General features: G+C 60.3%; 22 protein-coding genes. 7 read left to right on the top strand and 15 right to left on the bottom strand.

Annotated elements, in window-relative coordinates:
* Positions 1-4 precede the first annotated feature (4 nt).
* Positions 5-301, top strand: coding sequence for a DUF7742 family protein (locus tag ACR0KX_RS09325; RefSeq protein ID WP_170519343.1), 297 nt, complete (start codon positions 5-7; stop codon positions 299-301).
* Here the strand turns inward: ACR0KX_RS09325 and ACR0KX_RS09320 are convergent.
* Positions 282-620: a TraR/DksA C4-type zinc finger protein gene (locus ACR0KX_RS09320; protein WP_170519810.1), complete on the bottom strand. Its 339-nt coding sequence runs from the start codon at positions 618-620 to the stop codon at positions 282-284. The two genes, ACR0KX_RS09325 and ACR0KX_RS09320, sit on opposite strands and share 20 nt — an antisense overlap.
* An 84-nt stretch (positions 621-704) precedes the next feature.
* On the opposite strand from ACR0KX_RS09320, the gene cysE reads away from it, so the two are divergent.
* Complete coding sequence (gene cysE, locus ACR0KX_RS09315) at positions 705-1,514, top strand: serine O-acetyltransferase (protein WP_170519339.1); 810 nt, start codon at positions 705-707, stop codon at positions 1,512-1,514.
* Positions 1,515-1,517: 3 nt separating this feature from the next.
* Here cysE and ACR0KX_RS09310 read toward each other — a convergent pair whose 3' ends face one another.
* From ACR0KX_RS09310 to ACR0KX_RS09280, 7 genes are all read right to left on the bottom strand, one after another.
* Entirely contained in the window at positions 1,518-1,760 is a 243-nt protein-coding gene (locus tag ACR0KX_RS09310; RefSeq protein ID WP_480708345.1) for a hypothetical protein, read from the bottom strand.
* A 147-nt stretch (positions 1,761-1,907) separates the two neighbouring features.
* Complete coding sequence (locus ACR0KX_RS09305) at positions 1,908-3,206, bottom strand: pyruvate dehydrogenase complex dihydrolipoamide acetyltransferase (RefSeq protein ID WP_480708343.1); 1,299 nt, start codon at positions 3,204-3,206, stop codon at positions 1,908-1,910.
* 14 nt (positions 3,207-3,220) lie between these two features.
* Entirely contained in the window at positions 3,221-3,706 is a 486-nt protein-coding gene (locus tag ACR0KX_RS09300; protein WP_170449933.1) for a hypothetical protein, read from the bottom strand.
* A gap of 3 nt (positions 3,707-3,709) precedes the next feature.
* Positions 3,710-5,065 (bottom strand): pyruvate dehydrogenase complex E1 component subunit beta, encoded by a 1,356-nt coding sequence (locus tag ACR0KX_RS09295; protein WP_170621982.1) that lies wholly within the window; start codon positions 5,063-5,065, stop codon positions 3,710-3,712.
* 15 nt (positions 5,066-5,080) lie between these two features.
* Positions 5,081-6,070, bottom strand: a complete 990-nt coding sequence (gene pdhA, locus ACR0KX_RS09290) for a pyruvate dehydrogenase (acetyl-transferring) E1 component subunit alpha (protein WP_170449937.1) — start codon at positions 6,068-6,070, stop codon at positions 5,081-5,083.
* A gap of 169 nt (positions 6,071-6,239) precedes the next feature.
* On the bottom strand, positions 6,240-6,539 hold the full coding sequence (locus tag ACR0KX_RS09285) for a septum formation initiator family protein (RefSeq protein ID WP_170449939.1): 300 nt from the start codon (positions 6,537-6,539) through the stop codon (positions 6,240-6,242).
* 148 nt (positions 6,540-6,687) lie between these two features.
* Positions 6,688-7,878 carry a phosphoglycerate kinase gene (locus ACR0KX_RS09280; protein WP_170621981.1) on the bottom strand — a complete coding sequence of 397 codons (1,191 nt, stop codon included), beginning with the start codon at positions 7,876-7,878 and terminating at the stop codon, positions 6,688-6,690.
* Between the two features lie 136 nt (positions 7,879-8,014).
* On the opposite strand from ACR0KX_RS09280, the gene ACR0KX_RS09275 reads away from it, so the two are divergent.
* Both ACR0KX_RS09275 and ACR0KX_RS09270 read left to right on the top strand, forming a co-directional pair.
* Entirely contained in the window at positions 8,015-8,521 is a 507-nt protein-coding gene (locus ACR0KX_RS09275) for a peptidylprolyl isomerase (RefSeq protein WP_170449943.1), read from the top strand.
* On the top strand, positions 8,514-9,071 hold the full coding sequence (locus ACR0KX_RS09270; protein WP_170519324.1) for a peptidylprolyl isomerase: 558 nt from the start codon (positions 8,514-8,516) through the stop codon (positions 9,069-9,071). Before ACR0KX_RS09275 ends, ACR0KX_RS09270 begins: the two co-directional genes overlap by 8 nt.
* A gap of 46 nt (positions 9,072-9,117) precedes the next feature.
* Here the strand turns inward: ACR0KX_RS09270 and ACR0KX_RS09265 are convergent, their stop codons facing one another.
* The 7 genes from ACR0KX_RS09265 to ACR0KX_RS09235 all read right to left on the bottom strand — a co-directional run bounded on the left by ACR0KX_RS09265 (position 9,118) and on the right by ACR0KX_RS09235 (position 15,651).
* Complete coding sequence (locus tag ACR0KX_RS09265) at positions 9,118-10,407, bottom strand: hypothetical protein (protein WP_480708340.1); 1,290 nt, start codon at positions 10,405-10,407, stop codon at positions 9,118-9,120.
* 147 nt (positions 10,408-10,554) lie between these two features.
* Positions 10,555-11,244, bottom strand: coding sequence for an aquaporin Z (gene aqpZ, locus ACR0KX_RS09260; RefSeq protein WP_170621979.1), 690 nt, complete (start codon positions 11,242-11,244; stop codon positions 10,555-10,557).
* A 113-nt stretch (positions 11,245-11,357) separates the two neighbouring features.
* Positions 11,358-12,167: a M90 family metallopeptidase gene (locus ACR0KX_RS09255; protein WP_480708338.1), complete on the bottom strand. Its 810-nt coding sequence runs from the start codon at positions 12,165-12,167 to the stop codon at positions 11,358-11,360.
* A 119-nt stretch (positions 12,168-12,286) separates the two neighbouring features.
* A complete protein-coding gene (locus ACR0KX_RS09250; protein WP_170519312.1) occupies positions 12,287-12,787 on the bottom strand; it encodes a polymer-forming cytoskeletal protein in 501 nt (166 codons plus the stop codon).
* A complete protein-coding gene (locus ACR0KX_RS09245) occupies positions 12,777-14,108 on the bottom strand; it encodes a DUF5930 domain-containing protein (RefSeq protein WP_170449955.1) in 1,332 nt (443 codons plus the stop codon). The genes ACR0KX_RS09250 and ACR0KX_RS09245 overlap by 11 nt, the downstream gene beginning before the upstream one ends.
* A gap of 175 nt (positions 14,109-14,283) precedes the next feature.
* The gene (locus ACR0KX_RS09240) at positions 14,284-15,102 is read right to left on the bottom strand and encodes a ferritin-like domain-containing protein (protein ID WP_170622295.1); all 819 of its coding nucleotides are present in this window, start codon (positions 15,100-15,102) and stop codon (positions 14,284-14,286) included.
* 87 nt (positions 15,103-15,189) lie between these two features.
* The gene (locus ACR0KX_RS09235; protein ID WP_170519309.1) at positions 15,190-15,651 is read right to left on the bottom strand and encodes a peroxiredoxin; all 462 of its coding nucleotides are present in this window, start codon (positions 15,649-15,651) and stop codon (positions 15,190-15,192) included.
* Positions 15,652-15,719: 68 nt separating this feature from the next.
* Between ACR0KX_RS09235 and ACR0KX_RS09230 the strand changes: the two genes are divergently transcribed.
* From ACR0KX_RS09230 to ACR0KX_RS09220, 3 genes are all read left to right on the top strand, one after another.
* Positions 15,720-19,103 carry a YhdP family protein gene (locus tag ACR0KX_RS09230; protein ID WP_480708335.1) on the top strand — a complete coding sequence of 1,128 codons (3,384 nt, stop codon included), beginning with the start codon at positions 15,720-15,722 and terminating at the stop codon, positions 19,101-19,103.
* Between the two features lie 45 nt (positions 19,104-19,148).
* A complete protein-coding gene (gene queA, locus ACR0KX_RS09225) occupies positions 19,149-20,195 on the top strand; it encodes a tRNA preQ1(34) S-adenosylmethionine ribosyltransferase-isomerase QueA (protein WP_480708333.1) in 1,047 nt (348 codons plus the stop codon).
* Between the two features lie 113 nt (positions 20,196-20,308).
* Positions 20,309-21,580 carry an MFS transporter gene (locus tag ACR0KX_RS09220; protein ID WP_480708331.1) on the top strand — a complete coding sequence of 424 codons (1,272 nt, stop codon included), beginning with the start codon at positions 20,309-20,311 and terminating at the stop codon, positions 21,578-21,580.
* The last annotated feature ends 48 nt before the right edge of the window (positions 21,581-21,628 follow it).

Raw genomic sequence — 21,628 nt, 5'->3', positions numbered from 1 at the left:
CGCCATGCGCCCGGTTCTTCACGGCGATCTCAGTTCGGCGGCGCGGGCCTTGTTGGCCGCGCCGCATCCCAGCCGCACGCGCCTGTGCGTGCAGATGATTGCCGAGGCGGAACTGGCCGACGCCCATGTTCAGAAAACCGGACGTCTGCATCCGCTCTATGGCAATGGTTCGTTGATGGCCACGGCGCGTACACGGGTTCTGGCGGATGAGCCGGGGTTTGACGACGTGCAATATTGTCAGTGTTTTGAGATGGTTCTGCGACAGTTGATCCGTTTTCACATCAGCCGGACGCACAGCTGACGCATTTACTGGCCGCCAGATCCAGCTTCAGGCGGCCATCGGGAATCCGCTCGCCACAATCCTCGCAATAGCCGTATTCACCGTCCTCAAGGCGTTGCAAGGCGACGTTCAGGCGGTGGGCTTCAATATCCCGGTTGGCCTGCTGCGCCTTGGCCATGGCCTGATTTTGCAGCGCATCCATGCGGCTGAGCCGTCCGACCGCTTGCTGATCCAATTCCACCACAGCCTGTGCCTGCTGCCCCGAGGCAGAAAGTGCCGCCAATTTGGCCAATCGCTCGCGAATTTGTGTCTCGAAATAACGGCGCTGGGACTCATTCATTTTCGTTGCGATGCAGTTCACGGGTTTGCGTTTGGTGTTTTTGCCACTAAATGGCATTCTAGGCGCAGCAAAGGATCAAAAGCTATGTTCAAAAAGCGCAGCCATGTGACACAAGTCGACCCGGTTTGGGATCGCATCACCTCGGAAGCCACCGAAGCGGTGGAGCAAGAGCCGCTGATGGGCGGGCTGGTGCATGCCTGTATCCTGCACCATCGCAGCCTTGACCGGGCTTTATCCTATCGGGTTTCGGCCAAGTTGTGCTCGAACGAGATGTCGATGATGGTCCTGCGCGAGATCGTGGATGAGGCCTATGCCGACGATCCAAGCCTGGTCGAAGCGGCGCGGGCCGATTTGATGGCTGTCTATGAACGCGATCCGGCGTGCCACCGCCTGTTGCAGCCGATTCTGTATTTCAAGGGCTATCAGGCTATGCAGGCCTACCGGGTTGCACATTGGCTGTGGACCAAGGGCCGGCACGATCTGGCCTATTTCTTCCAGATGCGCTCGTCCGAGATTTTCGGGATCGACATTCACCCGGCTGCCAAGATCGGCAAGGGCATCATGATCGACCACGCCCATTCCATCGTGATCGGCGAAACGGCGGTTGTGGGCGACAATGTCTCGATGCTGCATTCGGTGACGTTGGGCGGGACCGGCAAGGAAGAGGAACAGCGCCATCCCAAGATCGGGAACGGTGTTCTGATCGGTGCCGGAGCCAAGGTTCTGGGCAATATCGAGGTCGGCCATTGCAGCCGTATCGCGGCCGGGTCCGTGGTTCTGCAACCCGTGCCATCGTGTAAAACCGTGGCCGGTATTCCCGCCAAGATCGTGGGCGAGGCCGGATGCGATCAGCCCTCGATCTCGATGGATCACATGCTGGGCAAGGACCAGTAAGGATCAGTTCAAGCGGTTCTTCTTTCGGTTCAACCGCTTGAGCCTTCTTTCCTGACGCCGTTTTTTCCGCTCTTCAAAGCGCTGTTTCTGCTCGGCTTTTTGCTGGGCGATCACGGCGGGGTCGCTGGATTTGAACTTTGAATTCTCACCCGGATAGCTGTTGGGCTTGGCGATGGCCGCAGCGGGCAGCGCGGTCGCTGTCAAAGCGACCAGTAACAGGGTTTTTGTGGTAGTTCCGAAAGCCATGGCGCACCTGTGCATCTGGGTTGTCTATGCATCCAAGGTGGTATGGGATCGGGTGTTGGGCAATTGCCCGGGCGATCACGCCCGCTCACATCATGGCGGTGATCGTAAAAATTCCCGCCGGGTTTGGACCCGGCGGGAGAAATTCGTTCAGGCCAGCATGACCATTGGGTTTTCCAGATTGTCGACGATGGCCTGCAGCAGTTCCGCCCCAAGCGCGCCGTCGATAACGCGGTGATCGACCGACATGGTGACGGACATGACGGTGGCGACTGCCAGTTCTCCGTCATCACCAACAACAGGCTTCTTGACCCCCGAACCGACGGCCAGAATACCGGCATGCGGCGGGTTCACGATGGCGTCGAAATTGTCGATGCCGAACATGCCCAGGTTCGAGACCGCAAACGTGCCACCCTGATATTCGTGCGGGGCCAGCTTGCGCTCGCGCGCGCGACCAGCAAGATCTTTCATCTCGGTCGAAAGGGCCGAGAGTGATTTGGTGTCGGCATCCTGCAGGACCGGAGTGAACAACCCGCCTTCGATGGCGACAGCGACAGCCACGTCCGAGGGTTTCAATTGCAGCACGCGGTCGCCTGCCCAGACCGCATTGCAGGCCGGAACCTGTTGCAGCGCGTTGGCGACGGCCTTGATGATGAAGTCATTGACGCTCAGCTTCACGCCACGGCCTTCCAACTGCTTGTTCAACTGGCTGCGGAATTTGAGCAGGGCGTCCAGCTTGATGTCGCGGCGCAGGTAGAAATGCGGGATGGTCTGCTTGGCCTCGGACAGGCGCGCGGCGATGGTTTTGCGCATCCCGTCGAGTTTGATTTCTTCGTACTCGCGCCCTTCGTACATCCGGGCGACAGCGTCTGCCGATGGGCCAGCCGGGGCAGCAGCCGCCGGAGCCGCTGCGGCGGGTGCCGGGGCAGCGGCAAGGGCCGTTGCGGTTGCGCCTTCGACGTCCGCCTTGACGATACGACCATGCGGACCGGACCCGGCGATCTGCGCCAGATCAAGACCTTTTTGCGCGGCAATGCGACGGGCCAGCGGTGAGGCAAAGATCCGTCCACCATCTGCCTTGACCGGGGCCGCCGGGGCAGGGGCGGGCGCCTCGGATGCCGCTGGCGCGGCAGCCTCGTTACCCGCGGCGGCTGGGGCCGCCTCAGGAGCCTTGGCAGATGTGGCCGCGATATCGTCAGCGCTTTCGCCATCTTCAAGCAGGATCGCAATGGCAGTATTGACCTTGACGCCTTCGGTACCCTCGGCGATCAGGATCTTGCCGATAGTGCCTTCGTCAACGGCCTCGAACTCCATCGTGGCCTTGTCGGTTTCGATCTCGGCCAGCAGGTCGCCGGAAGAGACTGTGTCGCCCTCTTTGACCAGCCATTTGGCAAGCGTGCCTTCCTCCATCGTGGGCGAAAGGGCGGGCATCAGAATTTCGGTGGGCATGTCTTCATGTCCTCTTACTTCGAAAATGAGTAGATCAGCGTTGCGATATCGATCAGGAGAATGGCCGCGCAGAAGGTGACGAACACCCCCACGACCACAGAGCGCGCCTTTGAGACGCGCGGATGGTTCTGTTCAAGCCATTCGGTGAACTGGCCCAGGGCGGCTGCGTCGCTGTGTTCGATGGCGGCCAGATAGTCCATGCCCAGCTGCAGGCGCTGCTGTTCGAGCACGATGTAAATGACCGAGGCATAGGACACGACACAGGCGACACACAGCATGGCCCGGATCGGCCAGGCGCTTGTCAGACTGCCTTCGACCGACAGCAGATCGAACTGAAGCTGGTCGAAGGCATCCAGATTGAACGCGATGCTGACAAAGGAGACCAACAGGAACGCCGCACAAACATAAAGAAGGTTACGGTTATTGTCCTTGCGCGCCGAGACGAGGCTTTCGAAAAGCCAGTCCACGCCCGCAGGATTATGTACGTTCCCGGGGGTCATTGCCTATCGGTAGGTCACTTGTTTGACCGCCGCGATAACCTCATCCGTGGTCACCAGCGCCAGCTTTTCAAGGTTCGCCGCATAAGGCATCGGAACATCCTTGCCGGTGCAGTTGATGACCGGTGCGTCGAGGTAATCGAACGCTTCCTGCATCACCACCGAGCTGATGTAACTGCCGACCGAGCCTTGCGGCCAGCCTTCTTCGACCGTGACCAGACGGTTGGTTTTCATCACCGAGTTGATGATCGCGCCGGTGTCCATCGGGCGGATGGTGCGCAGGTCGATCACTTCGGCGCTGATGCCGTCTTCGGCCAGCTTGTCGGCGGCTTCCAGCGCGTATTGCATGCCGATGCCAAAGCTGACGATGGTCACGTCCGAGCCCTCGCGCCAGATGCGCGCCTTGCCCAGTGGGATGGTCAGGTCATCCACTTGCGGCATGTCGAAGGACCGGCCGTAGAGGATTTCGTTTTCAAGGAAGATCACCGGGTTGGGGTCGCGGATCGCCGATTTCAGCAGGCCTTTGGCGTCAGCTGCGGAATAAGGCATGACGACTTTCAGGCCGGGGATCTGCATGTACCATGCCGCGTAGTCCTGAGAGTGCTGCGCGGCCACGCGGGCGGCGGCACCGTTGGGCCCTCGGAACACGATGGGGCAGCCCATCTGACCACCGGACATATACAGCGTCTTGGCGGCAGAGTTGATGATCTGGTCAATCGCCTGCATGGCGAAGTTGAAGGTCATGAACTCGACAATCGGTTTCAGACCACCAAAGGCCGAACCGACCGCGATACCGGCAAAGCCATGTTCGGTGATCGGGGTGTCGATCACGCGTTTGGAGCCGAATTCGTCCAGAAGGCCCTGGGAGATTTTGTACGCGCCCTGATACTCGGCGACTTCCTCGCCCATCAGGAAGACGTCCTGGTCGTTGCGCATTTCCTCGGCCATGGCGTCCCGAAGGGCTTCGCGCACGGTTTCGGACTTCATTTCGGCATCGGCGGGCCAGTCGGGGGACAGATCGACCACCGGGGCAGGAGCGGGGGCCTCAACCGCCACAGGGGCGGCCTCGGCCACCGCTGCGGCTGCGGGCGCAGCCGCGGGCAGGGCGGAGGCGTCTTCGCCTTCCTCAACAAGGATCGCGATGGGGGTGTTTACCTTGACCCCTTCGGTGCCTTCGGCGATCAGGATTTTGCCGACGATACCTTCATCGACTGCTTCGAACTCCATCGTCGCCTTGTCGGTTTCAATCTCGGCCATGATGTCGCCCGAGGATACGGTGTCGCCTTCCTTGACCAGCCATTTGGCCAGCGTGCCCTCTTCCATCGTGGGCGAAAGGGCGGGCATGAGAATTTCGGTTGCCATGTCTTAGACGTCCTCTCAGGCGTAAATATCGGTCCAGAGCTCTTCTACGGAAGGCTCGGGGCTTTCTTTCGAGAATTCGGCGGCCTGATTAACGATCTCTTTGATTTCCTTGTCGATCGCTTTCAGGTCATCCTCGGAAGCGTGTTTGCCGGACAGCAGCAGCTCACGCACATGCTCGATCGGGTCGCTTTGTTCGCGCACCTTTTGAACCTCTTCCCGGGTCCGGTACTTGGCCGGGTCGGACATCGAGTGGCCGCGATAGCGATAGGTCTTGACCTCAAGGATGTAAGGACCTTTGCCCGAACGGCAGTGGGCCACGGCTTTTTCACCGGCTTCCTTGACGGCCAGCACATCCATGCCGTTCACGATCTCGCCGGGAATGCCGAACGCCTCGCCCCGGTGGTAGATGTCCTTGGTCGAGGTCGACCGCGCCTGAGCGGTACCCATGGCGTATTGGTTGTTCTCGATCACGAAAACCACAGGCAGGTCCCACAGGGCGGCCATGTTGAAGGTCTCATAGACCTGTCCCTGGTTTGCCGCACCGTCCCCGAAATAGGTGAAGGTGACGCCGCCGTTTTCTTTGTACTTGTCCGCAAAGGCCAGACCGGCCCCAAGCGGAACCTGCGCGCCGACGATGCCGTGGCCGCCATAGAAATGCTTCTCTTTCGAGAACATGTGCATCGAGCCGCCTTTGCCCTTGGACAAGCCGCCTTCGCGCCCGGTCAGTTCGGCCATCACACCACCCGGATCCATGCCGCAGGCCAGCATATGGCCGTGATCGCGGTACGAGGTGATGCGTTTGTCACCGTCCTGTGCCGCCGCCTCGAGGCCGACAACCACCGCTTCCTGACCGATATAAAGGTGGCAGAACCCGCCGATCAGACCCATGCCATAAAGCTGGCCAGCCTTTTCTTCGAATCGGCGGATCAGCAGCATTTCGCGGTAGTAGGTTTTAAGCTCTTCCGCAGAAACATTTGGTTTCTTTGTGGTTTTTCGCGCAGCCATCGTGGCGATCTCCCCCTTTCGGACAGATAGTTTAGCGTTAAACTATCTTTTAGAGCATTTGCGACGGTCTGGCGAGTGCAAATGTGACGCAGCGTCGCCAGACGCGGATTCCGGCTGGCACGTGATGATAGGTTTTCGAAAAAATATGGGGCAGCGGGTGTGGGGCGGTTTACCGGATCACGATCTCATCGGCGCGGATCATGCCCAGAACCGAGCGGGCCTGCTGATCCAGAAGGTCCAGATCCAGATAGGTATCCGATAGCCTGCGGGTCAGGTTTTCCATTTCGGTGATCTCCGCATCCAAATTGGCCAGATCGCGCGACAGAGCGTCCCGTTCCGCTGCAATCTCGACCCGTCGGAACAGGCCATAGTCACCCTGCACGGCGGCAAAGGTGAAATAGACACCCAGCATGAAAGCCACCGAGAAGAAAGCAACTGAGCCCAAACCGGGGCGATTGGAACGGGACACTCTGTTTACCGCCGTATGAAAACTTGCCTCAATAACGGGTCCTTTTCGAACCTCTGTCAGCACTATGTCACAGGCGATTCGCGATGTGAATCCCCTGATTCGCAAAAATGTCAGCCTGAGTCAGAATGTCTCGCCGCGCAGGCCTGCGTCACTGTTCCAGCGCTGCGACGCCGGGCAGGGTTTTGCCTTCCATCCACTCAAGGAACGCGCCGCCCGCTGTCGAGATGTACGAGAAATCATGCGCAGCGCCCGAGGCATTCAGCGCCGCAACCGTGTCACCGCCACCCGCGACCGAGACCAATTGGCCCGACCGTGTCAGCGCCGCGGCTTTCAGCGCGGCGGCATTTGTGGCCGCGTCAAACGGTTCCAGTTCGAACGCGCCCAGCGGGCCGTTCCAGATCAGCGTCTGGCTTTTTGCGAAAATCTCCGAGATCGCGGCGACGCTTTCTGGGCCTGCGTCAAGGATCATACCCTCGTCAGGGCAGTGATCGGCGGGCAGCACCTGATGCGGGGCATTTGCCGCAAAGTTCTCGGCCACAACGATATCGGTGGGCAGGACAATAGTGCAGCCCGAGGTTTCGGCCTTGGCCAAGATCTCGGCAGCGGTGTCCTTCATCTCACGCTCGGCCAGCGATTTGCCGACGCTGATCCCCTTGGCGACAAGGAAGGTGTTCGCCATGCCACCGCCGATCACCAGGTAATCCACCTTGTCGATCAGATTGCCCAGCAGTTCCAACTTGGTCGACACTTTCGCGCCGCCCACAACGGCGGTCACGGGGCGTTTTGGGGCACTCAGAGCACCCTCCAGAGCCTGTAGCTCAGCTTGCATCAAACGGCCTGCGCAGGCGGGCAGAAGGCGGGCCAGCGCCTCGGTCGAGCTGTGGGCGCGGTGCGCGGCTGAAAACGCGTCGTTGCAATAGACGTCGCCCAGCTTGGCCATACCTGCGGCCAGATCGGCGTCATTCTTGGTTTCGGCTGCATGAAAGCGGGTGTTTTCCAACAGCAGGACCTGGCCCGGTTGCAGCGCATCTGCGGCCAGTTCAGCCTCGGCGCCGACGCAATCGGCGGCAAACAGGACCGGGGTGCCAAAGGCGCTTTCCAATGTCGGGACCAGCTGCTTTAGCGACAGGTTCTCGCGCCGCTCACCGCCCGGACGCCCGAAATGCGCCAGCAGGATCGGTTTACCGCCGGCGGCCAGAATGTCGCGGACGGTGGGCACGATCCGTTCGATGCGCGTGGCGTCGGTGACAACGCCGTCCACGACGGGCACGTTGATGTCCACGCGCACCAAGACGCGTTTGCCGTTCAGGTCCATGTCGTCCAGCGTTTTCCAGCCCATCGTGCAATCCTTCGTGAGTTTGATACCGGTTTAGGCGGTTCTTTTCCTTCATTTTGCCCTCAGGTCAATGCGTCACTTGGCATTCACGCGCCCGGCGCATAGGTATTTGCGCAAGACAAAACGACAGGAGGGCCAGATGGCCGAAATCAAGGATCCCGAAAACACCATCATCATCGAGCTGAAAGACGGCAATGTCGTGATCGAGCTGCTGCCCGATGTGGCCCCGCAGCACAGCGCGCGGATGAAGGAACTGGCCCGTGGGGGCGAGTATGACAACGTGGCCTTCCACCGTGTGATCGACGGCTTCATGGCGCAAACCGGCGACGTGCAGCATGGCGACATGGAAGACGGGTTCAATCTGCGCATGGCGGGCACCGGTGGATCGTCGCTGCCGAACGTTCCGGCGGAATTCTCGAAACTGCCGCATGATCGCGGGACGCTGGGCGCGGCGCGCTCGCAGAACCCAGACTCGGCCAACTCGCAATTCTTCATCAACTTCAAGGACAACCACTTCCTGAACGGTCAATACACCGTTTATGGCCGCGTCATCGAAGGTATGGAGCATGTGGACGCCATCACTCGTGGCGAGCCGCCTGCAAGCCCCGATCGCATGATCAGCGTGAAAGTGGCCGCAGATGCGTAAGCTGGCCGCCGCTTTTGCCCTGCTGGCCAGCCCGGCGCTGGCCACGGGGCTTCAGATCGAGGTCGAAGGAGAAGGGGCCAACGGCACCATCACCATCGACCTGTTCGAAGATCTGGCGCCCCAGCATGTCGAACAGATCACCGCCCTGGCCAGCGAAGGCCAATATGACGGTGTCGTGTTCCACCGCGTGATCGACGGATTCATGGCCCAGACCGGGGATGTTCAGTACGGCGACCAGTCGGACGCGTCCTTTGATATGCGCTATGCCGGTCGTGGCGGCTCGGACCGTCCTGATCTGCCTGCCGAGTTTTCGGACCGCACCTTTGATCGCGGTATCGTTGGCATGGCGCGGTCAAACGATCCGGACAGCGCGAACTCGCAGTTTTTCATCATGTTCGATCCGGGCCCGTTTCTGGATGGTCAGTACACCGTCGTCGGTCAGGTCACCGAAGGGATGGAGGTGGTCGACGCGATCAAACGCGGCCACTCTCAGACCGGGGCGGTCACAGGCCAGCCTGACGTCATGAAAACCGTCACGGTCACCGAATAAACCTGTACTCCGGCGCGGATGACTGCGCCGGGGTACCCGTATCGGATCAGTGCACCTTTTCCGAAGTGCGCGGCGGGGTCGGCAGAACCACCTGCCGGATCCGCGCCAGCATCCCGTATTCATTCACATGCCGCTGATAGGCCCGGTACGACGGTGCCTGAGACAAGCACCGTTCCTCATGCCAGGCGCGCAGGAAATAGATGACGTTGATGCCCAACAGCGCCACGCAATTGGCCACTCCGGTCCAGAAATCCACCGCGATGAACGGGATCGATACCATCCACCAGCTGAGGTTCTTGCTGATATAGGCGGGGTGTTTGGTGATGTTATACGGGAAATCGCAGGCCAGACCGCGATAGGTGAGGTTTGAAAACCGCAGCCCCATTCGTGCTGAGGCCAGAGTGTAGATGAACAGGCAGAACAGGATCGTACAGCCCCAGATCGTATAGATGACCGGGTAATCCCACAGCCACGCGCCCCAGGCGAACCCGTCCTGCACATAATTGAAGTATTCGCGCGACAGCACCTGCCAGAAGGGCGAATAACACAGCACGCAGACCAGCCAGCCGCTGACGGTCGTTTCCGTCCACCGGATATGGGACATCAACAGTCGCGTGGCCGTTGCGTATCCGATCACCACGATGGTCAGGTCAAGGAAGAAGGAAAACCGGTAGAGGTATTCATAGACCTCGGGAAAGCTTGTGGCCTCCCATAGCGATCGCGACTGAAAAAAGCTCCAGTCATAGACCAGATAGCAGAACATCAGTGGCAGAAAGAAGCCTTTGACCAACAGGCCCAGCAGATAGACCTTGAGACCGCGCGCGTGCAGCGACTCTTGCCCAAGCGTCAGGACAACCCGGCCCAGATGCCACATCCCGTCGCGGGGATGGCGCATCATGAAATGGACGGATGTGACGACGCTTAGAACGACGGTCAGGATCAGCCACCAATAGTCGGCAAGCAGGGAAAAGAAGGGCCAGTACCAGTCGCCGTGGTACAGGTCGGCGGACCAATAGACCAAGGCCAGTAGCGCGGCGCTGGTTGCCAATCCCACCAGCTTGATCTGGTAGGCCCGAATATAGGCGGGGTCACGGAAGTTCTGTGGTTTGTAGACCAGCCCGCTGCCGGGCATCCGGTGCAGCTTGCAAATGGCGAATTCAGCCGCAGCCATCAGCGCAAAGATCGTCAGGGCAAACAAAACCGTCTGATCCCGGTCAGACACACCCGGCATGTCAGGCCAGAGGTAATGCAGGATCGGAATGCCAAGCATCGCAATCCATCCGGGCGTCACCGGAATAGCCGAGGCAGGGCGTTTGAAACCGGTTCCGGAGGTCATGAAAAATCTCTCATACACATAAGGCGGAGTTTTCGCCGCTTTTGGGCGAAATTCAACCAGCCAGTTCCGGGTACAAGAATTCTGCGCAGACCTGTGTCTTGCCGCAGGTCAACCGGCGCGACCCTTTTGGCCGCGCCGTGAAGGGGTTCAGTCGTCGGACGCCATTGCCTTCCAGATCAGGGCGCCAATGGCTCCGCCGATCAGTGGCGCGACCCAGAACAACCAAAGCTGTGCAAGGGCAGGGCCATCGGCAAACAGGGCAACCCCGGTCGACCGCGCCGGGTTGACCGACGTGTTGGTCACCGGGATCGAGATCAGGTGGATCAGGGTCAGGCCCAGACCAATGGCGATGGGCGCAAAGCCAGCAGGCGCTTTGTCGGACGTTGCGCCAAGGATGATCAGCAGGAAGAACGCGGTCATCACGATCTCGATCACCAGCGCAGACATCATCGAATAACCTTCCGGCGACGCCTCGCCATATCCGTTCGAGGCGAATCCGCCGACACCCTCAAACCCGGGCGCGCCGCTGACAATCACATAAAGTACAACGGCTGCAACAATGGCCCCGGCGACCTGAGCGATCCAATAGGGGATCAGATCCTTGGCGTCGAACCGCCCGCCGATCATCAGGCCAAGGCTGACAGCCGGGTTGAAATGCCCGCCCGAGATCGGACCGACCGTATAGGCCATGGTCAGAACCGTCAGGCCAAAGGCAAAGGACACGCCCAGCCAGCCGATCCCGACATCGGCAACACCTGCGGCCAGAACCGCACTGCCGCAACCGCCCAGCACCAGCCAGAATGTGCCGATAAACTCGGCCATCAATTTGGATGACATGGAAACTCCTCCGTTAAACCAATGGTTTTTAGTCTAATTCAGGAAATGCCATTTGTTAATTTTTTTGAGAAAGGGGAGTTTTTTCCGGCTTTCGTCAAACGCGGCAGGTTTGGCTAATTCCAGCTGACCGGGTCCAGCTGAAACAGTTGAGACAGTTGGTCATAGACGTCTGGATTGCTGGATTTCAGCGCCTTCGGCCGTTCGAAGAAAACCTCGACCGAGACGGCAAAGAACTCTTCATGGCCTGCGGCACCGTATGGGTCGATGACGGTGGGGTGTCCGGTTTCGACGGCGCGGACATGGGCGTCATAGGCGGATACAAAGACGCGTTCCCAGTCGGCATAGCCTTGTCCTCGGTTTAGAACCGGCACGCCATCCGTGCCGCCTGACAGGTCGTCGATCTGATGTGCGAACTCGTGAAAGACGACGTTATGCCCGTCATGGTCGTTCAACGCGCCTTGCCGGCTATGAGCCCAGGACAGGATCACCGGCCCCCGGTTCCAGCTTTCCCCGGTGCGCACGATCTCTTTCTCGGTTACGACATAACCGCTGCGCCTTTGCTGGCGGGATTTAAAGGCGTTCGGATAGATCAGAATGGTGGTCAGGTTGTCGAACCACATATCGGTGTTCACGACCAGCAGGCAGGCCTGAGCAGAAATCGACAGCCGCATCTCGTCGGTGACTTCAAGCCCGTCACAGCCATAGAAGCTGACCTGGTTCTGAAACAGGTTCATCTTGCCTTCAAGCTTGGCGCGTAGCTCAGGCGGCAGGCGTTCGACAATTGGCACCATCGTCTCAATGGTCTGGCGCTGAGAGGCAGTTAGCGGCGTTGCCAGCAATTGCGCGCGCGCCTGTCTGCGCGACCACAGGTAGTAGGCAACGACAGCAGCGATCAGGGCAACAACGCTTAGAAACATGAACATGGCCCGAGCCTAAGCCAGTTCCCGCCTGACGGGAAACGCAAAACGGCCCGGCGCAGTCCCAAAAGAAAAACGCCGCAGGAAAGTCCTGCGGCGTTTTCGAATTCTATACAGCGAATGGCTTACTGCTTGACTTCCGCCGCAGGGTTGCCACCGGATTTCGCGCTGCGACCCGGGTTCAGCGGATCGTCCTGACGCTGGACCGAGCCTTCGAAATGCGCGCCGCTTTCGATGGCGATGGTCTTGTGGATGATGTCGCCTTCAACCCGTGCGGTCGAGGTCAGGCGGACCTTCAGGCCACGCACGCGGCCGACGATACGGCCATTGACCACAACGTCGTCGGCGGTGACTTCACCCTTGATGGTGGCGGTTTCGCCGATGGTCAGCAGATGCGCACGGATGTCGCCTTCGACGGTGCCTTCAACCTGAATGTCACCGGTTGTCTTGATGTTACCGGTGATGTGCAGGTCCGAGGACAGAACCGACGCGGGTGGCTTGGGCTTGGGCGCGGTGCTGGCCTTGGGCTCGGATGGTGCAGGGGCCGCCGGAGTCGCCGGAGCAGCAGGTTTCGCCGCCTCAGAATCCTTGGATGCGGGCTCGTTGATTTTGCTCTTAGAAAACATTTCTCGCAGCCTTGATGTAAGTCATTGGGTTCACGGGTTTTCCGTTCACGCGCACCTCATAGTGCAAATGCGTGCCGGTGGACCGTCCGGTGCTACCCATATCAGCAATATGATCCCCGCGCGAGACCCTTTGGCCAACCTTTACGTTGATCTTGGTGTTATGAGCGTAAAGTGTCTCAATCCCGAAGGCATGCTTGATCTTCACAAGGCGGCCAAATCCGGATTGCCAGCCTGCGTGGGTGACCACTCCATCAGCGGTTGCAAAGATGTCGGTGCCCTGAGGCCCGGCAAAATCAACGCCATTATGCATCCGCCGACCGCCGCTTTTGGGATCGCGGCGGGTACCGAAGCCGCTGGTGAAACGCACGGCGGAATGGACCGGATTGGCAAAGGGCGCTTTTTCCGCAGCCAGACGGTACAGGTTCAGCTGATCCATCTGTTGCAGCAGTTTGTTGGCCCGGATTTCGTCAGCCGTCAGCTCTTCTTCAGTGCCGCGGCTGCTGAAGGATAAAGGTGTCAGCGGACCGCCCATACCGCTATATCCGCGCCGGACCTCTTCGATGATACGATCTGTGGGCATGCCTGCCTGACGGAACATTTTGTCCAGCGGCTCGACCGAGATTACCATGGCCTCTTCCAACTGGCGGAAGATCTCGTCGCTGCGTTCCTGCATCAGCTGGATTTCCAGCTCCAGCTCGTCGCGCTGATCCAGGGCATCCTGCGCATCGGTGGCGATCTGATCGCGTTCCTCCGCCGTGCGCGCCAGTGCCTCGGTCATGAATTCCATCTGCGCGGGGTTGGCGACCGCCGCCATATACATGTCTGATCCGTCAGCACCCTGTTGCAGGTTGGCCAGCTCGGTTCGAACCTCTTCGCGCTGTTTCATGGTCGCGCGCAAAGTGGTCTGGATGACTTCGATCCCGGTTTCCAACTCGCGCCTGCGGTTTTCCGAGGCCAGCAATTCGGACTGCATGGCCGAGATCTGCTCGAGCGCCGCATTGAACCGTTCATGCGCGGCCAGTGCTTCCTGCGCGCGGGAATCGCGTTCGGTAGACAGAATGTTCAGACGTTCCTGATAAGTCGCCTGATCGCGTTTTGCCTGCTCGCGAAAATTGCCGGATCCGATGCTGTCCATCAGCAGGATCGCGGTGGCAACCGTCGTCCAGCCCACCATCACGGCCACACCGGCAACAGCAGCTACCTGCGTTTCCGAGCTAAGCCGGATGAACCGCGTGTCTTGATCAGATTTCAGAAAAACCCGGCGTTCCGGGAAGCGGCGTTCAAGCCACGAGTGAAACTTAATTGCCAGACGTGTTCGCACGCGTCTTACCTCTCATCCCCAAGATCGGGACCGGTCGTGGTGCAGTAGCCGTCCCTTGGGGCGATTGCATAAACGGGTCGTGGCCATGCGGCAAGTTTGTTGACCAATTTGCCACAAACCTCGCAATTTTACCCCACGTGATCGGCGGGATTTTGCCGAAATTAACCGGCAAGGATCACTTTGAGACAGCGCCCGGCAAGGGCAGGTCTTCGGTCAGCGGCCAGTAGAAATCGGGCGGCAACCCGGCCTCGGCGCGTTTTTCCTCGTTAAAGGGCGGTTTCAAGGCGCCGTGGAAATAGCGTCGGACCAACTGGTGGAACACGTCCTTGGGGTCGGCATTCTCGCGCCCGCAGAGGAAATGAAACCATTTCGAGCCGTAGGCGACATGGCCCACCTCTTCGGCATAGATCAGCTCTAACGCCGCGATGGCCTGTTCGGCTTTGGCCTTGCGGAAGATGTCGATCATGCCCGGCGTCACGTCCAACCCGCGCGCTTCAAGCACCATGGGCACTACGGCCAGACGCCCCATCAGGTCCTCGGCGGTGTCTTCGGCAGCGCGCCACATGCCTGCATGGGCGGGCAGGGCGCCGTAATGGCTGCCCATCTGTTCCAGACAATCACAAACCATCTCGAAATGGCGCGACTCTTCTTCGGCGCATTTGACCCAATCGTCGTAAAAGCCGATGGGCATGGGAACATGGCCAAAGCGCGCGATGATGTCCCAATGGAGGTCGACGGCGTTCAGCTCGATATGGGCAACCGCATGCAACAGGGCGATCCGCCCGGCCTCGGTCCCCGGTTTGCGCTTTGGAACCTCGCGGGGCGACAGCAATTCGGGTTTGTCGGGGCGTGAGGGTTGCAGCGGTGGCGTTGCGGTGCCGATCTCAATCGGCTCGCCCTCACCCTTGCGGGCGGCAAACCAGGCGGCGGCATGGCGTTCGGACAGGGCGGTTTTCGCCCGCCCGTCCGCTGTGGTCAGAACCTCGGTGGCCATCTGGGTCAGTGTTTTGGGCACGGGTGCGCTCCGCCTGTTGATTGCAAGGCTGCGACATAAACCGGATGGCCGCCGGGGTCGAGGGACTTACATCGCCTTCACGGCCTCCAACACGGCCTCGACATGGCCGGGCACTTTGACCTTGCGCCAGATCTGCGCGATGCGACCTTCGCCGTCGATGATGAAGGTAGACCGCTCGATCCCCATCGATTTGCGCCCATACATGTTCTTCTCGACCCAGACGCCATAATCCTCGCACACGGTCGAGTTCTCGTCGGACAGCAGCGGCGTGGTCAGCCCGTGTTTGGCGACGAACTTGTCATGCTTGGCCACGCTGTCGCGCGAGATGCCGAAAACTTGAGCGCCCGCATCCGCAAAGGCCTGAAGTTGTTCCGAGAAACCGATGGATTCCTTGGTGCAGCCCGGCGTATCATCCCGAGGATAGAAGAACAGAACGACGGTACTGCCGCGCAGGTCCGAAAGGCTCACCTCGCCACCGCCGTCGCGCGGCAGGGTGAAATCGGGGGCCATGTCTGAAATGTCGGGCATTGGAAACTCCGCTAAAGGTTTTTAAAGGCTGCCCGAGATCATAGGGCGATACCAGCGGGTTAAAAGGCGTGAACGGCAAATTGGCGCAGCAGGAACAGCAAGGGGGCGATCCGCCGGAACGCACCCCACGCCGCCGCTCGCGCCGACGGACGGCAGGTCTTTGGGCGATGCGGGGCACCATTCTGCTTGTGGTGCTGGCATTGGTGGTCGGGTTCATGATGATCGGCCAACGTATGCACGCCCCGGCATGGGTGCGCGACCGGGTCGAGGCGCGGCTGGAACAGACCTTGGGCGGTCTGCAAATCCGGTTCGGAGATGTCAGTTTTATCATCCACGAAGGGTGGCGACCCCGCCTGCGCCTGACCGATGTCAGCATCAGCGATGCGGCGGGCCAGCAGATCGCACAGGTGTCGGATATGCGGGCCAGCCTGGCCATGCGCCCGTTGCTGCGCGGCAACGTACGCCCCAAACGCATCATGCTGAGCGGCGCCCAGATCGCACTGACCCGAGGGATGGATGGGGCGCTGACCCTGACGGTGGGCACCGACAGCTCTCCTGTGCAGGAGGCACCAAACCTGGCGCAGTTGATCGAATCCTCGGACGAGGTGTTCCTGTCGCCCATGTTGTCGGCGCTGACCTCGGTGCAGCTGGACGCGATCACACTGGATTACCGCGATCTGCGGCTGGGGCGGTCCTGGGTGCTGGATGGTGGCCACATCCAACTGACACGTAACGACAATGAGATGCGGCTGGCGACGGGCTTCTCGGTTCTGTCGGGGCGCGATTATGTCAGCGGGATCGAGGCGAACTATACCAGCGTTCTGGGCACACCCGAGGCGCGGTTCGGTGTTTCAATCACCGATCTGCCGGCCGAGGATGTCTATGGCCAAAGCCCGGCGTTGGCGTGGTTGCAGGTGCTTCGAACGCCAATCTCCGGCGCGCTGCGCGGCAGTATTGACGGCGAAGGCGCGGTTGGGCCGCTGTTTGCCACGCTCAATCTTGGGGCCGGGGCGGTACAACCCAACCCCGAGACGCGGCCTGTTCCCTTCGACTCGGCCCGCACCTATTTCACCTACAACCCCGTCGGGCATCAGATTGATTTCAACGAGGTTTCGGTGGTGTCCGCCTGGGGTTCGGTTCAGGCGGAAGGGAAGGCGTTTCTGCAAGGGGTGGAAAACGGCACCCTCGACAGCCTCGACGCGCAGTTGCGCCTGACCGGCATTGACGCCAACCCGGCAGACCTATTCCCCGAGGCGCTGAAGCTGCGGCAGGCCGATCTGGATTTCAAGATGACCTTCGCGCCGTTTCATCTGCGTCTTGGTCAGATGACCATCGAAGATGGGGATCACCGGGTGCGCGCATCCGGTGATCTTGTCGGCCTGCCTGACGGGTGGTCGGTTGATCTGGACGCGCATCTGGATCGCATGACCTCGGATGAGGTGCTAAGCTACTGGCCCGAACGTCTGGCCCCCAAACCGCGGGAGTGGGTGACAAAGAACCTGTATCAGGGCCTGCTGTCGGATATGGATTTTGCGCTGCGTCTGCGGCCCGGGTCCAAGCCGGACCTCTATCTGGATTTCGGGTTCGAGGATGCAACGATCCGCTTTGTCAAAACCCTGCCGCCAATCGAAAACGCGCAAGGGCAGGCCAGCCTGATTGATCGTCGCTTCACCGCGACGGCGCAGCGCGGGATTGTGATTGCGGATGCGGGCGGTGAGGTGGATGCCTCTGGGACGTCTTTCATCATTCCGGATACAAGCATCAAGAAATCCTCGCCGGCGATTGCACGGATCAAGGCGTCGGGCAGTGTCACGGCGGCATTGTCTTTGCTGGACCGGCCGCCGTTGTCACTGCTCAGCAAGGCCGGACTGCCGGTTGATCTGGCGGATGGGACCGTCGCGCTGGCGGGTACTTTGTCACTGCCGATGAAGAAAGAGCTTCAGTTTCAGGACACGCAGTTCCACTTTGACGGCGATCTGGGGAATCTCAGCAGCGACAGGCTTGTCCCCGGATTTTCCGTCAGCGCCGATCTGCTGGATCTAAGCGGAGATCAGACCGGAGTTGAGATCGCTGGTCAGGGCAATTTCGGCGACGTTCCGATTCAGGCCGCGTGGCGCCAGCCGATCGACGGAAAAACCGCGCAGCGCAGCGAGCTGACGGGCCAGATCGAACTGTCCCCCCGACTGATGCAAGAGATCAACGCGGCCCTGCCGGACGGTATGCTGACCGGGCAGGGCACGGCGGACATCAGTCTGGGTATCGGTGCAGGCGAGCCGCCCAAGCTGTTGGCGACATCGGATCTGTCCGGGGTCGTGCTTGCCATCCCCGAACTGGGTTGGCGCAAAGGCGCGAACAGCACCGGTACTTTGATTGCCGACGTCACGTTGGGCGACCAGCTGAGCGTCGACTCCCTGCGTGTAGATGCGGCGGGATTGCGTACCAATGCCTCAATCTCGTTCCGCGAAGACGGTGAATTTGACCGCGTCCGCTTTAGCTCGTTCGATCTGGGCAATTGGCTGGCCGTTCCGGCGGAACTGATCAGCCGGGGCGGGGCGGTGCCGGATATTCGCGTTCTGGGCGGTGTCATGAATATGGGCGATGCAACCTTTGGCGAGGGCGGAGGTTCGGGCGGTGGCGGTCCGGGGCCAAAGCTGGATGTAACGCTGGATCGGCTGCAAGTGACCGAGACCGTGGCGCTGACCGGTTTCAAGGGGAACTTCCAGACCACGGGCGGTGTCACCGGCGGTTTCACGGCTGCTGTCAACGGCGGAGCCGCAGTTCGGGGGCAGGTGACACCGCGCGGCAACCGCAGTGCGGTCAGCCTGACGTCAAAGGACGCGGGGGCGGTGCTGCGATCAGCGGGGGTGCTGACGCAGGCGCGTGGCGGCGATCTGGACCTGCAGCTTGAGCCGGTGGCGGCCCCCGGCAGTTATGATGTGATCGTCAAGATCGTGAACACTCGCATTACCGACGCGCCCGCCATGGCGGCCCTGTTGAACGCCATCAGCCTTGTTGGCCTGCTGGATGAGATGGCGGGGCAAGGCATCTTCTTTTCATCCATCGACAGCCGCATGCGGTTGACACCAACGGATATCAAGGTGCTAAGCGGCAGTGCCGTTGGCCCGTCCATGGGCCTGTCGTTTGATGGCACAATTGATACTGTCAACGGCATGTTGGACCTGCGCGGCGCGATCTCTCCGATCTATCTGGTGAATGCAATTGGCAGTGTTCTGACGCGCAAAGGCGAAGGCGTGATCGGCTTTAACTACAGGCTGACCGGACCGCTGAGCGCGCCGAAAGTATCGGTGAACCCGCTGTCAGGGCTGGCACCCTTGTTCTTGCGCGATCTGCTGCGCCCACCGGCACCCAAGGTGTCCGATGGGCCAAATTCCCGGCCTCAGAAACCCGACGAGGTGAAACGTACCTACGGGTCACCGCCACGGGACAACTGATCCGGGGATATGGCCGAATCTGTTTTGGCCTTGTATGGCGCGGCCATGAAACTCAGCGATTTTGATTTCCACCTGCCCGAAGACCTGATTGCAACGCGGCCCGCCAATCCGCGATCCTCGGCGCGTCTGCTGGTGGCGCGGGGGGATGCGGTTGCGGACAGCCATGTGTTCGACCTGCCCGACTGGCTGCAACCCGGTGATCGGCTGGTGCTGAACGATACGCGGGTGATCCCGGCAAGGCTCAGCGGCAGGCGTCATCGTGACAGCGCGCAGGGCCCTGTGTCGGCCGCGATTGAGTCCACCTTGCTGGACCCGCAAGCCGATGGCAGCTGGGCGGCATTGATCAAGCCGTTGAAAAAGGTCAAACCGGGGGAAGAGATCGTCTTCTCGGACGATCTGACCGCAACATTGGCTCGCGTGGAAGACGGGCAAGCCTATCTGCGGTTCAACCAGACTGGCGAGGATTTCGACACCGCGCTGGAACAGGCCGGTGCAATGCCCCTGCCGCCCTATATCGCCGCCAAACGCCCGGCGGACGAGCAGGACAAGACCGATTACCAAACCATCTGGGCGCGGAATTCAGGCGCGGTTGCCGCACCGACGGCATCGCTGCATTTCGACGAACCGCTGATGCAGGCGCTGAAGGAACGCGGTATCGAATTCAGCCATGTGACCCTGCATGTCGGCGCGGGCACTTTCCTGCCGGTGAAGGTCGAAGACGTGACCACCCACAAGATGCATGCCGAATGGGGCAGGGTCAGCGCCGCCGCCGCCGCCGAGATTCGTGCCACCAAAGCCGCAGGCGGGCGTGTCATCCCCGTAGGCACCACCGCGCTGCGCCTGATTGAAAGCGCCTCGCGGGGTGGTGAGATCCAGGCATGGGAAGGCGAGACCGATATTTTTATCTACCCCGGTTTCCAATTCCACGTCACCGACGCGCTGATGACCAACTTCCACCTGCCAAAATCCACCCTGTTGATGCTGGTGTCAGCCCTGATGGGCCAGGACCGGATGCGCGAGGTGTATGCCCATGCCATTGCACAGAAATATCGCTTCTTCTCATATGGTGACTCGTCGCTTTTGATCCCGTGAAAGACGCGTTTCGGGCCGCAAACGACAGGAAAGTCGTAGACAAGCGCGACCAGAGCGTTTTTTGATCGCACCAACGAATCCAAGTTTAAAATGGCATTTCATCGGAGGCCCCAATGTTTCAGGTCCTGTCCAGCGCGTGGGCGCTGTTGCTCGGAATGGGTCTTTTGATGATCGGCAACGGCCTGCAGGGCACCATCCTGGGCGTTCGTGGCGAGATCGAGGGGTTCTCGACCCTTCAGATGTCCTTTGTGATGTCGGCGTATTTCCTTGGGTTCCTCGGCGGATCGCGCCTGACGCCCGAGATGATCCGCAGGGTCGGGCACGTCCGGGTCTTTGCCGCGCTGGCCTCATTCATCTCGGCCGTGATGATCATGTATCCGATGCTGACCGACCCGATTGCCTGGGTTCTGGGCCGCGTCGTGATCGGGTTCTGTTTCTCGGGTGTGTATGTCACTGCCGAAAGCTGGCTGAACAACGCCGCCAGCAATGAAAACCGTGGTCAGGCGCTGTCGCTGTATATGATCGTCCAGATGACCGGGATCATCAGCGCGCAAGGGCTTGTTTTGCTGGGCGATCCGGCGGGCTATGAGACATTCGTCATCGCCTCGATCCTGGTTTCGGTCTCGTTTGCGCCCATTCTGTTGTCGATTTCCCCCACACCGGCCTTCGATAGAACAAAACCGATGACCCTGCGCGAGTTGATGGGGAAATCGCCGCTGGGCTGCGTCGGCATGTTCCTGCTGGGCGGTGTATTCTCGGCCCAGTTCGGCATGGCACCAGTCTATGGCGCACGCGCCGGGCTGACATTGGTCGAAATCTCATCTTTCGTGGCCGCGTTCTATATTGGGGCAGTGGTTCTGCAATATCCGCTGGGCTGGTTCTCGGACCGGATGGATCGCCGCGTTCTGATCATGCTTGTTTCGGCTGGCGGCGGCATCGGTGCTGTGGTTGGAATGATCTTTGGTCTGGCATTCCCGGTTCTGCTGGGCGCTGCCTTCCTGATCGGCGGCATGTCCAACCCGCTCTATTCGCTGCTGATTGCCCACGCCAACGACTTTCTGGAGCATGAGGACATGGCGGCGGCCTCGGGCGGGCTGATCTTCATCAACGGTCTGGGCGCAATTGCAGGTCCGCTGATCACCGGCTGGCTGATGGGTGATGCCATTTTCGGGCCGCAGGGCTTCTTCCTGTTTATCGCCGCCCTGTTGTTCATGACCGCAGTCTATGCGCTCTACCGGACGACGCAGCGCCCGACTGTGCCTGTCGACGAAACCGGCACCATGTCCCCGCTTTATCCCACCGCGTCGCCGGTTGCGCTTGAAGTGGCACAAGAGGTGGCCATCGAGGCCGCCGAAGCTGAACAGGATACGCAGGAAGTCGCTTAAGACACGTAAATATGTCGCTAATGTTGCAATATTTTACTGTTACAATTC

Source organism: Ruegeria sp. BG5 (assembly GCF_056538425.1).
This window is presented reverse-complemented; position numbering and strand designations above follow the sequence as displayed.

Bases quoted from the DNA above. Each gene is read 5' to 3' on its own strand.
- ACR0KX_RS09295 (WP_170621982.1), bottom strand. From the start codon at position 5,065: ATGGCAACCGAAATTCTCATGCCCGCCCTTTCGCCCACGATGGAAGAG.
- ACR0KX_RS09320 (WP_170519810.1), bottom strand. From the start codon at position 620: ATGAATGAGTCCCAGCGCCGTTATTTCGAGACACAAATTCGCGAGCGA.
- ACR0KX_RS09310 (WP_480708345.1), bottom strand. From the start codon at position 1,760: ATGGCTTTCGGAACTACCACAAAAACCCTGTTACTGGTCGCTTTGACA.
- ACR0KX_RS09265 (WP_480708340.1), bottom strand. From the start codon at position 10,407: ATGACCTCCGGAACCGGTTTCAAACGCCCTGCCTCGGCTATTCCGGTG.
- ACR0KX_RS09305 (WP_480708343.1), bottom strand. From the start codon at position 3,206: ATGCCCACCGAAATTCTGATGCCCGCCCTTTCGCCCACGATGGAGGAA.
- ACR0KX_RS09280 (WP_170621981.1), bottom strand. From the start codon at position 7,878: ATGGGCTGGAAAACGCTGGACGACATGGACCTGAACGGCAAACGCGTC.
- ACR0KX_RS09220 (WP_480708331.1), top strand. From the start codon at position 20,309: ATGTTTCAGGTCCTGTCCAGCGCGTGGGCGCTGTTGCTCGGAATGGGT.
- ACR0KX_RS09255 (WP_480708338.1), bottom strand. From the start codon at position 12,167: ATGTTCATGTTTCTAAGCGTTGTTGCCCTGATCGCTGCTGTCGTTGCC.
- ACR0KX_RS09235 (WP_170519309.1), bottom strand. From the start codon at position 15,651: ATGCCCGACATTTCAGACATGGCCCCCGATTTCACCCTGCCGCGCGAC.
- queA (WP_480708333.1), top strand. From the start codon at position 19,149: ATGAAACTCAGCGATTTTGATTTCCACCTGCCCGAAGACCTGATTGCA.
- ACR0KX_RS09300 (WP_170449933.1), bottom strand. From the start codon at position 3,706: ATGACCCCCGGGAACGTACATAATCCTGCGGGCGTGGACTGGCTTTTC.
- ACR0KX_RS09250 (WP_170519312.1), bottom strand. From the start codon at position 12,787: ATGTTTTCTAAGAGCAAAATCAACGAGCCCGCATCCAAGGATTCTGAG.
- cysE (WP_170519339.1), top strand. From the start codon at position 705: ATGTTCAAAAAGCGCAGCCATGTGACACAAGTCGACCCGGTTTGGGAT.
- ACR0KX_RS09325 (WP_170519343.1), top strand. From the start codon at position 5: ATGCGCCCGGTTCTTCACGGCGATCTCAGTTCGGCGGCGCGGGCCTTG.
- ACR0KX_RS09270 (WP_170519324.1), top strand. From the start codon at position 8,514: ATGCGTAAGCTGGCCGCCGCTTTTGCCCTGCTGGCCAGCCCGGCGCTG.
- ACR0KX_RS09240 (WP_170622295.1), bottom strand. From the start codon at position 15,102: ATGGCCACCGAGGTTCTGACCACAGCGGACGGGCGGGCGAAAACCGCC.
- pdhA (WP_170449937.1), bottom strand. From the start codon at position 6,070: ATGGCTGCGCGAAAAACCACAAAGAAACCAAATGTTTCTGCGGAAGAG.
- aqpZ (WP_170621979.1), bottom strand. From the start codon at position 11,244: ATGTCATCCAAATTGATGGCCGAGTTTATCGGCACATTCTGGCTGGTG.
- ACR0KX_RS09275 (WP_170449943.1), top strand. From the start codon at position 8,015: ATGGCCGAAATCAAGGATCCCGAAAACACCATCATCATCGAGCTGAAA.